This is a genomic window from Streptomyces sp. NPDC043176 (genome assembly GCF_056436715.1).
Map to the genome: position 1 here is coordinate 59,850 of NZ_JBWKCA010000031.1, position 13,278 is coordinate 73,127.

Genomic DNA, 13,278 nt, shown 5'->3' on the forward strand with positions numbered 1-13,278 from the left:
CGGGGATGGGGATGTGGGGAGCTCGGGGTGGCCCTCGGTGAGGGCGCTCAGGGGGTGACGCGGAAGGCGGAGAACACGGCCGTCCCGGCCTGCCCCGCTCCCGCCGGGGCACCCGCGAACAGGCCGAGGAGCGCGCCGACCCAGCGCCAGGGCGTGGCCGCGAACTCCGGCCCGACCCGGACCGGTTCCGCGGCGCCGTCGCAGGCGTACGAGAACCGGCAGCGCGCGTCCGCCGTGACCTCGATCCGCAGCCGGACCCGGTCCCCGTCCAGGGGCCGGGAGTACGCGGCGTCCCGTTCGGCGTCGGTGCCCGCCGGGGCGAAGCGGTGGACGAGGCGGGCGGCGCCGTCCGGGGCGCGTTCGAGACCGATCCAGGCGTACGCGTCACCGAGGACGACGAGTCCGGCGCGGGCGCCGGGCGCCCGGCCGTCGAGCCGCAGCCCGACCTCGACCCTTCGGGCCCCGGCGGGCAGCCGCTGGGTGAGGACGTGCGGCACGGTCCGCAGGTCGTCCAGGCGGTCCGACCGGACGCAGCCGAGGCGCAGGCCGTCACCGGCGTGCTGGGTCGCCCAGCCCTCGTCCGGGTTGGCGGTCCACTGCCACTGCCGGCCGAACCGCCCGCCGGGGAAGGTGTCGTCCACCGCCGGGCGCGCGACCGGCTGCTCCGGCAGGTCCGGCTTGCGGTGCACCCGGACCGGGGCGCCGCCGTCGCCGAGCACCGGCCAGCCGTCCCCGTCCCAGCGCATCGGCTGGAGGTGCACGAGCCTGCCGTGCGCGCCGGACTGCTGGAAGTGCAGGAACCAGTCCTCGCCGTGCTGGGTGCGGACCCAGCCGCCCTGGTGCGGTCCGTTCACGTCCGTGTCGCCCTGCGCCAGGACGATCCGTTCCTCGTACGGGCCGAGGAACGACCGCGACCGGAGCGCGCCCTGCCAGCCGGTGGCCACGCCCCCGGCCGGGGCGAGGATCCAGAACCAGCCGTCGTGCCGGTACAGCTTGGGTCCCTCCAGGGTGAACCAGCCGGGGATCCGGTCGGCGTCGACGACGACCCGGCCCTCGTCGAGGACCTTCGTGCCGTCCGGGCTCATCCGGTGCCCGACGAGCCTGTTGTTGACCCCGGCGCGGGACTTGGCCAGGGCGTGCACGAGGTACGCCTCGCCCGAGGCCTCGTCCCACAGCGGGCAGGCGTCGATCAGGCCCCGGCCGGCCTTCACCAGGTGCGGTGCCGTCCACGGACCGCGCACCGAAGGGGAGTTGACCTGGTAGATCCCGTGGTCGGGATCGCCCCAGAAGATCCAGAACCGTCCGTCGTGGTGGCGCAGGGACGGCGCCCACACCCCGCGGTCGTGCCGGGGCGCGGTGAACGCGGCCGCCGGTTCCAGCCGTTCGAGGGCGTGGCCGACGAGCGTCCAGTTCACCAGGTCGCGCGAGTGCAGCAGGGGCAGCCCCGGGGCGCGGCCGAAGCTCGACGCCGTCAGGTAGTAGTCCTCGCCCACCCGCAGCACGTCCGGGTCCGACCAGTCCGCCGCCAGGACCGGGTTGCGGTACGTGCCGTCGCCCAGGTCACCGGTGACGGTCGTCGCCGCCCCGGCCCCGGTCGCACGACCGGGGGCCTGACGGCCCGCACCGGCCCCGTTCGCGCGTCCGGCGCCCCGGAGCCCCGCGCCCGCCCCCGTCACGAGGCCACCGCCTTGCGGACCAGGGCCGCGGCTCCGGCCCGGTCGAGGCGGCCGTCGGCGACGACGGTCACCACCCGCCGTACGAAGGTGTCGCCGGCCGGGACCGCGAGGCGCTCGGCGTGCGCGAGGGAGGAGCCGACGCCGGGGTACTCGGCGGCGCGGACGAACCAGGGGTCGCTGCGGGTCCGCGCGGTCGCCCCGGCGAACACCAGGGTCCAGCCCTCGCCGGCGAGCGCCACCCAGTCGGCCGGACGACCGTGCACGGCCTCCTCGCCCTCCGCGTCCGGACCGAACGCCAGCGGCGCCGTCGCCTCCTTCGGCGCCCGCCAGAAGAAGCCGCCGTACGCGGCGCCGGGGCGGCCGTTGGTGGCGGGGCTGCCGACGGACAGGTCCCGCCCGGACGTGTTGGTGAGGGAGAACGTGAGGTCGAGCGCCCACGCGGAGCCGGTGAGGGCGGTGACCGCCACGGTGCGGTGCTCGCGGAGCAGCCGCTCGCCGCCCGCCGTCCAGCTCAGCTCCTCGACGAAGCCGTCCGGGTCGCACAGCTTGAAGCCGTCGTGCCGCTGGACGCCGTGGTTGTCGAGCGGGACGGAGCCGCGGTCGCGGACGAAGGTGCGTCCGCCCCAGAAGTTGCGGCCGTCGACGTCGGCCACGGCGACGCCCGCTCCGAGGTGGTGCGGATGGTCACCGGGCAGGGTCTCGGTGACCACGCGGCCGCCGAGGGTGGTGACGGGGTGCAGAGAGGGCCGGGGCGAGTGGTCGGGGGCGAGGTCGGGCCGGGTGGTGTAGTGGGCGACGGTGCGGCCCGCGCAGCGGAGCAGGGTGGCCGGTCCGGGGTTCATCGGACCTCCGCCCGGCGCGACGGTGCCCAGGCGGCGCCGAGTTCGGAGAAGAGCCGCAGTCCGTCGGCGCTGGCGTCGACCAGTGCGTCGACGCCGTCGACGACCCGGCGCGGCGCGCTCTCGCCGGGTTCGGCGCGCCAGTGCGCGGCGGGCACGGCCAGCGGGTCCGGGGCCGTACGGACCGCCTCGACGACCCGCATGAACGCGCCGGTCGCCGCCGGCGGCACCCACAGCGGCTCGCCGTCCGTGACGTGCGCGACGAGGTTCTCCAGGAGGTCGGTGCGGCCGTACTCGGTCTCCTCGGGGCCGTGCCCGGCGCGCTGGAGGAGGACCCGGTCCTGCCGGTACCAGAAGGTGACGCGCCCCTGGGTGCCGTGGACGACGACGTACGGCTCCGCGGACCGCTCGGCGCAGAGCGTCGCGGCGACCGTGACCTGGGTTCCGGCCGAGGTCACCACCCGTACCGCGGAGGTGTCGTCGGACTCGATCGCGTGGGCGTGGAGCAGCTCGGTCTCGATGTGCTCGACGTCCTCGGCCCGGGTGGAGCCGGAGAGCGCGAGGGCCGTGGCGACGGCGTGGGCGAGCGGGTTGGTGAGCGCCCCGTCGACGACGTCGACGCCGTCGAGCCGCCGGTGCCCGGCCCAGGGGGCGCGCCGGAAGTAGGCCTCGTCCCGGACCCACGCACCGGCCGCGCCGACCCCGAGGAGTTCGCCGATGACGCCCTCCTCGACCATGCGGCGGATCGCCGGCACCGCGTGCGAGCCGAGCGACTGGAAGCCGATCTGGCAGGCCACTCCGGCCGCCTCGACGCCGTCGGCCATCCTGCGGAACTCCGCGTACGACGGCGCCGGGGGCTTCTCCAGGAGGATGTGCGCCCCGTGCCGGGCGGCCGTGAGGGCCATGTCGGTGTGGGTCTGGATGGGGGTGGAGAGCACCGCGATCCGGGCGCCGGTGGAGGCGAGGAGTGCCTCGAAGTCGGCGGACTGCTCCGGGTCCCCGATGCCGTCCAGTTCGCCCGCGTCCAGCGGGCGCAGTTCGCAGACCCCGGCGAGACGGACGAGTCCGCGCTCCTCGAGGCGGCGGATGTTGAGGAGGTGGCTGCGGCCGTGGCCGCGGGCGCCCGCGAGGACGACCGGCAGCGGGGTGCGTGCGGTGTTCATGTCTTCCTTGTGCGTGGGGGTGCCGTTCATCCCTTCACCGCCCCGGCGCTGAAGCCGGTGACCAGCCACTTCTGGATGAAGGCGAAGACGACGACGACGGGGACGGCGGCGATGACCCCGCCCGCGGCGAGTGCGCCGAGGTCGACGCTGTCGGCGCCCATCAGGGTGTTGAGGCCGACCGGGATGGTCTGCTTGTCCTGGCTGCTGAGGAACATCAGGGCGAAGAGGAAGTGGTTCCAGGCGTGGACGAAGGCGAACGAGCCGACGGCGACCAGGCCGGGACGGAGCAGCGGCAGGACGACGATCCGGAAGGCGTGGAACCGGTTGCAGCCGTCGACCCAGGCCGCCTCCTCCAGGGAGTACGGCACGTTCCTGATGAACCCGCTGATGAGGATCATCGACAGCGGCAGCTGGAAGACGGTCTCGGCGATGACGACGCTGCCCAGCGAGTTGATCATCCGCAGCTCGGCGAAGATCTGGAAGAGCGGCACGAGGAGCAGCGCGCCCGGCACGAACTGGGAGCAGAGCAGGGCCAGCATGAAGCCCTTCTTGAGCCGGAAGTCGAAGCGGGCGAGCGCGTAGCCGCCGGCCAGGGCGACGACCGTCGTCATCACCAGGACCGCGACGCCGATGAGCAGGCTGTTCTGGAAGAAGACGCCGAAGCTGCGCTCGTTCCAGACCTTCTCGAAGTGCGCGCTCGTCATCGGCCAGGGCACGAGCGAGGTGGAGCCGGCGGGCCGCAGGGCGAAGAGCAGGATCCAGTAGAAGGGGACGAGGGTGAAGAGGAGGTAGATCCCCAGCGGCAGGTAGATCTGCCAGCGGGGCACCTCGTCCCAGGCCCGGCGCCTGCCGCGGGCGGGGGCGGGCGGGGTCCTGCCGGGCGGTGGCGCGTCCTGCGGGGCGGCCGCGGGGGCGGCCGGGGCCGCGCTGAGGGTGGACTCGGCTGTCACTTGCCGTCGCCTCCGAACTTGCTCAGGCGCAGATAGACCATCGAGCAGAAGAGAAGGATCACGAACGCCACCGTGGTGAGGGCGGAGGCGTATCCGAAGTTGTGGGCGTCGACGCTGGTGTGCGCGATGTACAGCGGCAGGGTGGTCGTCTCGCCCGCGGGGCCGCCGCCGGTCAGCGTGTACAGCAGGTCGACGTTGTTGAACTCCCAGACGGCCCGCAGCAGCGTCGACAGGACGATCGCGTCCCGGATGTGGGGGAGCGTGATGTGGACGAACTGGCGGATCCGGCCCGCTCCGTCGACCTCGGCCGCCTCGTACAGGTCCTTCGGTACGGACTGGAGGTCGGCCAGGATGAGGATGGCGAAGAACGGCACCCCGCGCCAGAGGTCGGCGACTATGGCCGCGGGGAACACGGTCGCCGTGTCGGAGAGCCAGGAGGTGCCGTACGAGCCCAGGCCCAGGTCCGCCAGATAACGGCTGATGCCGGTCTGGGAGTTGTAGAGCAGCACCCAGATCGCCGAGGTGAGCACGCCGGAGACCGCCCAGGGCGAGAAGACCAGGGCCCGTCCCAGCGCGCGGCCCACGAAGGTCTGGTTCACGATCAGGGCGAGCGCGAGCCCGAAGAGCAGCTGGAGCGTCACCTCGACGACCACCCACTTGAGGCTGAAGGTCAGCGTGCCCCAGAAGTGCGGGTCGTCGGTGAAGATCCGCGTGAAGTTGTCCAGGCCGGCGAACCCGTTCCGCCAGGGCTTCGTGGGGTTGTAGTGCTGGAGGCTGTAGTAGAAGACGCTGAGCACCGGGTAGGCGATGAAGCCCAGCATCAGCAGTCCGGCGGGGGCGATCAGCAGGTACGGCAGTCGGCGGGGGGTCGCTCCCGTGCGACGGCGCGCCCGTGGGACGGCCCGGGGCGGTGGGGTCACAGCTGAGGCCATGACGGCGGCTCCGTTCTCGGTGAAGCGCTTCGCGAACGACGTTCGAGATTTCGGACAGGCGGGACAGGACGGGTTCTCGGGCGGTGGTACGAGACGGTTCGGCGCGGGTCGGCCCGCGTACGGATCGGGGCGGTTCGGCGCGGGGTCGGCCCGCGCGCGGGGATCGGGGGCGGTTCGGCGCGGGCTCAGCCCGCGTACGGATCGGGGGTCGTGCCCGGGCGCGCCAGGAACGCGAAGTCGCAGCCGGTGTCGGCCTGGGAGATCTGCTCCATGTACAGCGCGCCGTAGCCGCGCTCGTACCGGGCAGGCGGCGGTGTCCACGCGGCCCGACGGCCGGTCAGCTCCTCGTCCGAGACGTGCAGGTGGAGGGAGCGTGCCGCGACGTCGAGGGTGATCGTATCGCCCGTACGGACGAGGGCGAGGGGTCCGCCGACATGGGACTCGGGCGCCACGTGCAGCACACAGGCCCCGTAGCTCGTCCCGCTCATCCGGGCGTCGGAGATCCGGACCATGTCCCGGACCCCCTGCTCCAGGAGGTGGCGGGGGATGGGCAGCATGCCGTACTCGGGCATGCCGGGACCGCCCTTGGGCCCCGCGCCGCGCAGTACGAGCACGTGGTCGGCGGTGATGCCGAGCGCCGGGTCGTCGATGGTCCGCTGCATCGTCCGGTAGTCGTCGAACACCACCGCCGGGCCGGTGTGCTTGAGCAGCCGCGGCTCGGCGGCGATGTGCTTGATGACCGCGCCGTCCGGGCACAGGTTGCCGCGCAGCACCGCCACCCCGCCCTCGGCGGCCAGCGGCCTCGCCCGGTCCCGGATCACCTCGTCGTCGTGCACGAGGGCGCCGGCCAGCTGCTCGCGCAGGCTCCCGTGCGAGACGGTCGGCCGGTCCAGGTGCAGCACGTCGGTGAGCCGGGACAGGAACGCCGTCATGCCGCCCGCGAAGTGGAAGTCCTCCATCAGGTATTGCCCACCGGGCCGCAGGTTCGCGAGCACCGGCACGGTCCTGGCGATCCGGTCGAAGTCGTCGAGCGTCAGCTTCACCCCGGAGCGCCCGGCCATGGCGATCAGATGGATGACCGCGTTGGTCGAGCCGCCGAGCGCCAGGACCGCGGCGACCGCGTCCTCGTACGCCTCCCGGGTCAGCACCTGCGACAGCCGCAGGTCACGCCGTACGAGCTCGACGATCCGCAGGCCCGACGCGGCGGCCATCCGGTCGTGTCCGGAGTCGACCGCGGGCACCGAGGAGGCGCCGGGCACCGTCACGCCCAGGGTCTCGGCGGCGGCGGTGAGCGTGGACGCCGTGCCCATCGTCATGCAGTGGCCGGGGGAGCGGGCGAGCCCGCTCTCCAGCTCGGCCATCTCGCAGTCGCCGATCAGTCCCGCCCGCTTCTCGTCCCAGTACTTCCACATGTCCGTACCGGAACCGAGCGTCTCGCCCCGCCAGTGGCCCGGGAGCATCGGCCCGGCCGGCACGAACACCGTCGGCAGGTCGACCGAGGCGGCCCCCATGAGCAGCGCCGGCGTCGTCTTGTCGCAGCCGCCCATCAGGACGGCCCCGTCCACCGGATACGAGCGCAGCAACTCCTCCGTCTCCATGGCCAGGAGGTTGCGGTACAGCATCGGCGTCGGCTTCTGGAAGGTCTCCGACAGCGTGGAGACCGGGAACTCCAGCGGGAAGCCGCCGGCCTGCCACACCCCCCGCTTCACCGCCTGGGCGCGGTCGCGCAGGTGGACGTGGCAGGGGTTGATGTCGGACCAGGTGTTGAGGATCGCGATCACCGGCTTGCCGAGGTGCTCCTCGGGCAGGTACCCGAGCTGCCGGGTCCGGGCGCGGTGGCTGAACGAGCGCAGCCCGTCGGTGCCGTACCACTGGTGACTGCGGAGCTCCTCGGGCCTCCGGCCGGGGTGGGCGGGTCCCTGGGGGGCGTCGCCGGACGCGGGGCCCGCCCCGGCGGGCCGGTGATGCGCGCCGGCCGGTTCGTGACCCGCGCGGGCGGGGTCGTGGTTCGCGTCGTCGGGGCCGTGGTCCGTCCCGCCGGGCTCGCGGCTCATATCGGCCACCCGCCGGCGATCGCCGCCACCTCGGCCCGTGCCGCGTCGGGCAGTTCGCGGCTCGGCGGGCGGATGGCGCGGCGGCACAGGCCGAGGGAGGAGAGGGCCTCCTTGACGACGGTCACGTTGTCGGCGCTGCCGTTCGCCGCCCGCAGCTCCTCGAAGCGGCGGATCCGCTCCCACACCTTCATGGCGGTCGGGTAGTCGCCGGCCCGCAGCGCGTGCAGCATCTCCAGGGAGAGCGCGGGGGAGACGTTGACCAGCCCGGAGGTGAAACCGGTGGCGCCGCTCGCGAAGTACGCGGGGGCGTATGGCTCGGCGAGGCCCGCCACCCACACGAAGCGGTCGAGGCCCGCGTCCCGGGCGAAACCGGCGAACCGGGCCGCGTCCGGCACCGCGTACTTCACGCCCACGACGTTGGGGCAGGCGGCGCCGAGCTCCGCCAGCCGGTCCCCGCTCAGGAGCGGGTTGCGGATGTAGGGGACGACACCGAGCTCGGGGACGGCCTCGGCGATGGCGCGGTGGTAGTCGACCCAGCCGCTCTCGGAGACGTACGGGTGGACGGGCTGGTGGACCATCACCATGTCGGCGCCGGTGGCGTGGGCGTGCCGCGCGGCCTCGACGGCGGTCGGCACGTCGTGGCCGACGCCGACGAGGATCACCGCCCGGCCGCCCGCCTCCTCGACGGTCGCCTCGGTGACGGCGCGTCGCTCCTCGGGGGCGAGGGCGTAGAACTCGCCGGTGTTGCCGTTCGGGGTGAGGGTGCGCACCCCGCCGTCGAGCAGCCGCCGCAGCAGGGCCCGGTGGGCGGCGGTGTCGACCGAGCCGTCCTCGGCGAAGGGGGTGACCGGGATCGCCACGACATCGGCGAGGGCGGCCCTCAGTGTCTCGAATTCCATGGTGCCTCGCAGTTCACTCACGGCCGGGTGCCCACGGGATGGGCACCCGCCCGCTGTTCAGGGGGGAAGGGGGCTTGTCGGCGAGGTCGCGTCGGCGCGGGTCCTCGGCGGCCGGTCCCGGTGGCGGGGCTTCGGGCCCCGCTGCCCGGGCGGCGCCGGCTCGCGCCCGGCTGCCCGGGTGGCGGGGCTTCGCCCGGCTCGCGGCCGGTGGGACAGGCCCTAGGGGAAGGCGCGTTCGACGAACGAGGCGATGTGGTCGTGCACGGCGCGGCCGGCCCCGTCGACGTCGCCGGCGACGGCGAGCCGCAGGATCTCCTCGTGCTCCGCGGCCTCGCGTTCCCAGGAGGGGACGGCGGCCCAGGCGACGGTGGAGACCAGGGCGGCCTGGTCGCGGACCTCGTCCAGCATCCGGCCGAGCAGCGGGTTGCCGCAGGGCAGGTAGAGCGCGCGGTGGAACTCCCGGTTGGCCAGCGAGCGTTCCGCCGGGTCCTCGGCTCCGGCGGCCCGGCGCAGCGCCTCGTGCGCCGCGTCGAGCGGGACGCCCGAGGCGACGGCGCGGCGGACCGCCTCGGGTTCCAGGAGCAGCCGTACGTCGTAGACCGCGCGGGCCATGTCCGCGTCGACCATCCGGACCGTGACGCCCTTGTACTGGCTCATCACCACGAGCCCGCTGCCCGCGAGGGTCTTGAGCGCCTCGCGCACCGGGGTCTTCGACACCCCGAAACGCGCGGCGAGTTCGGCTTCCACGAGCGCCTGGCCGGGTCTGAGGCCTCCGGTGAGGATGTCGTGCTTGATCGCCTCCAGGACGTACTGGGTGCGGGACGGGATGGGGCTGGGGGCGAAGGCCATGGAGCACTCTCAGATCTCGTGTATCGCGTCTCATATATGACGTACGAAGTGCAACGGGCATGAAGTTAGGGGGGCGCTCGTGTTTCGTCAATGCTTCGCACAGGCTTCGTGAAAGCGTTTTCTATCGCAGGAGGTCCAGGGGGTGCGGGGGCTGGCTCGCTGTTTTGTTTTCTGGGATAACTATTGGGGGCTCCGCGGAGCCCCTCCGCCCCCCTCCCCAAGGACCAGCATGAAGTTCACCGACGGCTTCTGGCTGATGCGCGAGGGCGTCCACGCCTCGTACGCCACCGAAGTCCGCGACCTGCGCGCCGAAGCCGACCGCTTCACCGCCCACGCCTCCGTCAAGCGCGTCCTGACCCGCGGCGACACCCTCAACTCGGCCCTCCTCACCGTGGAATGCCACGCACCGGCCGAGGGCGTCATCGGAGTCCGCGTCACCCACCACGCCGGAAAGACCCGCCCCGGACCGGACTTCGCCCTCACGGACGGCGGACCGTCCACCGGCGCGGTGCGCGAGGACGGATCCGTCGTCGAACTCGCCTCCGGGCCCCTGCGCCTGCGCCTGGACCGCTCGGCGCCCTGGACGCTGCTCTTCACGGACGCCGACGGGCGGCACCTCACCGAGGCCGGCCGCAAGGGCACCGCGTTCGTCACCACCCCCGACGGCGCCCACCACATGGCCGTCCAGCTCGCGCTCGGCGTCGGCGAGCAGATCTACGGCCTCGGCGAACGCTTCACGCCCTTCGTGAAGAACGGCCAGAGCGTCGACATCTGGCAGGCCGACGGCGGCACCAGCAGCGAACAGGCCTACAAGAACATCCCGTTCTACCTCTCCTCCCGCGGCTACGGCGTCTTCGTCGACCACCCGGGCCGCGTCTCCTTCGAGGTCGGATCCGAGGCCGTCGGCCAGGTCCAGTTCAGCGTCGAGGACCAGACCCTGGAGTACCTCGTCGTCGCCGGCCCCACCCCCAAGGAGGTCCTCGCCCGCTACACCGCGCTCACCGGCCGCCCCGCCCTCCCGCCGCCCTGGTCCTTCGGCCTCTGGCTGACCACGTCGTTCACCACCCGGTACGACGAGGCGACCGTCACTTCCTTCGTCGACGGCATGGCCGAGCGGGACATCCCGCTCTCCGTCTTCCACTTCGACTGCTTCTGGATGCGCGAGTACCAGTGGTCCGACTTCCGCTGGGACCCCGAAGCCTTCCCCGACCCGGCCGGCGCCGTCGCCCGGCTGAAGGAGCGGGGACTGCGCGTCGGCCTCTGGATCAACCCGTACATCGCCCAGAAGTCCGAGCTCTTCGCGGAAGGCGCGGAGCGGGGCTTCCTGGTCCGCAGGCCGAACGGCGACGTCTGGCAGTGGGACCTGTGGCAGCCCGGCATGGCCCTGGTCGACTTCACGAACCCCGAGGCCAGGACGTGGTTCCAGGACAGGTTGCGCCCGCTGCTCGCCCAGGGCGTGGACTGCTTCAAGACCGACTTCGGGGAGCGCGTGCCCACCGACGTCGTCTGGCACGACGGCTCCGACCCCGCGCGCATGCACAACTACTACGCCCAGCTCTACAACCGGACCGTCTTCGAGCTCCTGGAGAAGGAGCGCGGCACCGGTGAGGCCGTCCTCTTCGCCCGCTCCGCGACCGCCGGCGGCCAGCAGTTCCCGGTGCACTGGGGCGGCGACTGCTGGGCCTCCTTCGAGGCCATGGCCGAGTCACTGCGCGGCGGCCTCTCGCTCTCCCTCAGCGGCTTCGGCTTCTGGAGCCACGACATCGGCGGCTTCGAGGGCACCCCCGAGCCGGAGGTCTTCACCCGCTGGCTCGCCTTCGGTCTGCTCTCCTCGCACAGCAGGCTGCACGGCAGCGACTCCTACCGGGTGCCGTGGGAGTTCGGCGAGACCGCCGTCGAGGTCGCCCGCCGCTTCACCCGCCTCAAGCACCGCCTCATGCCCTACCTGTACGGCGCCGCCGTCGAGGCCCACACCACCGGCACCCCCGTCATGCGGCCCATGCTGCTGGAGTTCCCCGACGACCCCGCCTGCCGCACCCTGGACCGCCAGTACATGCTCGGCCCCGACCTCCTCGTCGCACCCGTCATGAACCCCGGCGGCGACGTCGAGGTGTACGTGCCCGCCGGCGAGTGGACCCACCTGCTCACCGGCGAGACCGTCACCGGCCCCGCCTGGCGCCGCGAGACCCACGACCTCCACGGCCTCCCGCTGTACGTCCGCCCCGGCGCCGTCCTCCCCCTCGCCGCCGACGACTCCCGCCCGGACGGCGCCTGGCTCGACAACCTCACCCTCCTGGTGGCCCCCGGCGCCCCGCCCGGCACCACGACCACCGTCACGGTCCCCGACCACCGGGGCGCCCCGGCGGCGGTCTACCGGGTGACGCGGACGGAGACGGGCCCGACCGCGACGGCCACGGGCACCGACCGGCCGTACGAGGTGCGGACCCTGGGACCCGGAGGCGTTCAGGCCGGGAACTGACCGACGACATGGCCGAGATGCGGCGACGAGGCACGGAGGGCCGACGCTACGATCCTCAAGCCCGCCGGTGCTCCGCCGTGGGGCGGCTGCGGCGGCACCGTGGCGGACCCGGACGGCGACGTCCGGGGTCCCCGGCCGCGGCGCCCCGGGACCCGGCCGTTGGGAGCGGCTGCCGGAGCCGGGCGGGACCGATCCGCCGTGTGCCGGCAGAACAACTGGAGGAAGAGCATGAAGTTTCGGTCCGAGGTCGAGCCGCCCGAGCGCATGCGGGGTCTGGAGGTTCCGCCCGAGGTGGTGGAGGCGCTCGGCGGAGGCGCGCGACCGCCGGTGACGATCACCGTCAACGGCCACTCCTGGAAGAGCCGGGTCGCCATCATGCGGGGCCGCCACCTGCTCGGCCTCAGCAAGGCCAACCGGGAGGCCGCGGGCGTCGAGACCGGCGAGGAGGTCGAGGTCGAGCTGGAGCTCGACACCGAGCCCCGCGTCGTCGTCGAGCCCCCGGACTTCGCCGCCGCCCTGGACGAGGACCCCTTCGTCCGCGCCGCCTACGACAGCCTCTCGCACACCCACAAGCGCCGGCACGTGCTCGCCATCGAGAGCGCGAAGGGCGCCGACACGCGCCGCCGGCGCATCGAGAAGGCCATCGAGACCCTCAAGGCCTGACACCGGGAAGCGGGGCGCCGTCGCGTCAGCCGGCACCCGCCTCGCTCGCGGCCTCGGCGGTCACCAGCGCGACGTACTCCAGACGGACGGCGAACGTCGCGTGCCCCGTCTCCGCGGTGTGCGCCTCGCACCCGATCACCCCGGCCCCGGGCCGCGGCGTCGGCTCCGCCTCCCACGCGCACCCGCCGTCCAGGCAGCGCGCGGTCACCGTGAGCTCCGACTCCGGCCCGGGGTGCCTCGCCATGCGGTAGACCGGCGTCACGGTCACGGCCGCTCCCCACGTGTCGGGCCCGGCTCCTCGTGCGGGTGGCGGCGGATCTCCACCCGGAAGTCCGCCGCCGCCGAATGGTCGCGCGCCCCACGGCTGTACCGCTCCCGCTCGGCGGCGACGTCACACGTGGCGCATCCCGGAACCGCCACGGCCGGCGGCACGGGATCCACCGAGAGGACCACCGGCGGCTCCGGCCGTGTCTGCCGCCCGCGTGCCGCCTTCGGGACCGGAGTGGTGAGCACCCGGATCAGCGCGCGCTCCTCCCTGGTGGGGCGGCGCAGTTCGGACGGCGCCGCCGTCCACGTCGATCCTCCGCCGAGCGGCTGCAGGTGGACCGATACGCCGTCCCAGGCGGTCACCTTCCCGAGGCGGGACTTCTCCTCGGGTGTGTCTGCCGCCATGAACGTGCCTAGACGAGTAAGTCCGAAGTCTTCGGGCGCATGAAACGAGGGTCTCGTTGGTTCGTGTGTGACGACAAACCTCGAAACCCTCGCGACTGCACT

Annotated in this window: 12 protein-coding genes; 2 read left to right on the forward strand and 10 right to left on the reverse strand. The window is 73.4% G+C overall.

What is annotated here, in order from left to right; translation table 11 throughout:
* Positions 1 to 47 precede the first annotated feature (47 nt).
* The 8 genes from AC067A_RS33695 to AC067A_RS33730 all read right to left on the reverse strand — a co-directional run bounded on the left by AC067A_RS33695 (position 48) and on the right by AC067A_RS33730 (position 9,362).
* Positions 48 to 1,559 (reverse strand): glycoside hydrolase family 43 protein, encoded by a 1,512-nt coding sequence (locus AC067A_RS33695; RefSeq protein WP_479246932.1) that lies wholly within the window; start codon positions 1,557 to 1,559, stop codon positions 48 to 50.
* A gap of 113 nt (positions 1,560 to 1,672) precedes the next feature.
* The gene (locus tag AC067A_RS33700; RefSeq protein ID WP_479246909.1) at positions 1,673 to 2,518 is read right to left on the reverse strand and encodes a DUF6807 domain-containing protein; all 846 of its coding nucleotides are present in this window, start codon (positions 2,516 to 2,518) and stop codon (positions 1,673 to 1,675) included.
* Positions 2,515 to 3,708 carry a Gfo/Idh/MocA family protein gene (locus AC067A_RS33705; protein ID WP_479246911.1) on the reverse strand — a complete coding sequence of 398 codons (1,194 nt, stop codon included), beginning with the start codon at positions 3,706 to 3,708 and terminating at the stop codon, positions 2,515 to 2,517. The genes AC067A_RS33700 and AC067A_RS33705 overlap by 4 nt, the downstream gene beginning before the upstream one ends.
* Entirely contained in the window at positions 3,705 to 4,628 is a 924-nt protein-coding gene (locus tag AC067A_RS33710) for a carbohydrate ABC transporter permease (protein ID WP_479246913.1), read from the reverse strand. Before AC067A_RS33710 ends, AC067A_RS33705 begins: the two co-directional genes overlap by 4 nt.
* Positions 4,625 to 5,560: a carbohydrate ABC transporter permease gene (locus tag AC067A_RS33715; protein WP_479246915.1), complete on the reverse strand. Its 936-nt coding sequence runs from the start codon at positions 5,558 to 5,560 to the stop codon at positions 4,625 to 4,627. Before AC067A_RS33715 ends, AC067A_RS33710 begins: the two co-directional genes overlap by 4 nt.
* 185 nt (positions 5,561 to 5,745) lie before the next feature.
* Positions 5,746 to 7,614, reverse strand: coding sequence for an L-arabinonate dehydratase (gene araD, locus AC067A_RS33720; protein ID WP_479246917.1), 1,869 nt, complete (start codon positions 7,612 to 7,614; stop codon positions 5,746 to 5,748).
* Complete coding sequence (locus AC067A_RS33725) at positions 7,611 to 8,513, reverse strand: dihydrodipicolinate synthase family protein (RefSeq protein WP_479246919.1); 903 nt, start codon at positions 8,511 to 8,513, stop codon at positions 7,611 to 7,613. The genes araD and AC067A_RS33725 overlap by 4 nt, the downstream gene beginning before the upstream one ends.
* Before the next feature lie 219 nt (positions 8,514 to 8,732).
* Positions 8,733 to 9,362, reverse strand: coding sequence for a GntR family transcriptional regulator (locus AC067A_RS33730; RefSeq protein WP_479246921.1), 630 nt, complete (start codon positions 9,360 to 9,362; stop codon positions 8,733 to 8,735).
* 229 nt (positions 9,363 to 9,591) lie between these two features.
* On the opposite strand from AC067A_RS33730, the gene yicI reads away from it, so the two are divergent.
* Together yicI and AC067A_RS33740 are read left to right on the forward strand one after the other, a co-directional pair.
* Positions 9,592 to 11,841, forward strand: coding sequence for an alpha-xylosidase (yicI, locus tag AC067A_RS33735; RefSeq protein ID WP_479246922.1), 2,250 nt, complete (start codon positions 9,592 to 9,594; stop codon positions 11,839 to 11,841).
* 228 nt (positions 11,842 to 12,069) lie between these two features.
* On the forward strand, positions 12,070 to 12,504 hold the full coding sequence (locus tag AC067A_RS33740; protein WP_479246925.1) for a YdeI/OmpD-associated family protein: 435 nt from the start codon (positions 12,070 to 12,072) through the stop codon (positions 12,502 to 12,504).
* A gap of 25 nt (positions 12,505 to 12,529) precedes the next feature.
* On the opposite strand, the gene AC067A_RS33745 is transcribed toward AC067A_RS33740, so the two are convergent.
* Both AC067A_RS33745 and AC067A_RS33750 read right to left on the reverse strand, forming a co-directional pair.
* Positions 12,530 to 12,772, reverse strand: coding sequence for a hypothetical protein (locus AC067A_RS33745; RefSeq protein WP_479246926.1), 243 nt, complete (start codon positions 12,770 to 12,772; stop codon positions 12,530 to 12,532).
* Complete coding sequence (locus tag AC067A_RS33750; protein ID WP_479246928.1) at positions 12,769 to 13,176, reverse strand: hypothetical protein; 408 nt, start codon at positions 13,174 to 13,176, stop codon at positions 12,769 to 12,771. Before AC067A_RS33750 ends, AC067A_RS33745 begins: the two co-directional genes overlap by 4 nt.
* Positions 13,177 to 13,278 lie beyond the last annotated feature (102 nt).

Excerpts from the sequence above, each read along its gene's own strand:
- AC067A_RS33705 (WP_479246911.1), bottom strand. The coding sequence starts at position 3,708 with ATGAACGGCACCCCCACGCACAAGGAAGACATGAACACCGCACGCACC.
- yicI (WP_479246922.1), top strand. The coding sequence starts at position 9,592 with ATGAAGTTCACCGACGGCTTCTGGCTGATGCGCGAGGGCGTCCACGCC.
- AC067A_RS33740 (WP_479246925.1), top strand. The coding sequence starts at position 12,070 with ATGAAGTTTCGGTCCGAGGTCGAGCCGCCCGAGCGCATGCGGGGTCTG.
- AC067A_RS33725 (WP_479246919.1), bottom strand. The coding sequence starts at position 8,513 with ATGGAATTCGAGACACTGAGGGCCGCCCTCGCCGATGTCGTGGCGATC.
- AC067A_RS33730 (WP_479246921.1), bottom strand. The coding sequence starts at position 9,362 with ATGGCCTTCGCCCCCAGCCCCATCCCGTCCCGCACCCAGTACGTCCTG.
- araD (WP_479246917.1), bottom strand. The coding sequence starts at position 7,614 with ATGAGCCGCGAGCCCGGCGGGACGGACCACGGCCCCGACGACGCGAAC.
- AC067A_RS33750 (WP_479246928.1), bottom strand. The coding sequence starts at position 13,176 with ATGGCGGCAGACACACCCGAGGAGAAGTCCCGCCTCGGGAAGGTGACC.
- AC067A_RS33715 (WP_479246915.1), bottom strand. The coding sequence starts at position 5,560 with ATGGCCTCAGCTGTGACCCCACCGCCCCGGGCCGTCCCACGGGCGCGC.
- AC067A_RS33700 (WP_479246909.1), bottom strand. The coding sequence starts at position 2,518 with ATGAACCCCGGACCGGCCACCCTGCTCCGCTGCGCGGGCCGCACCGTC.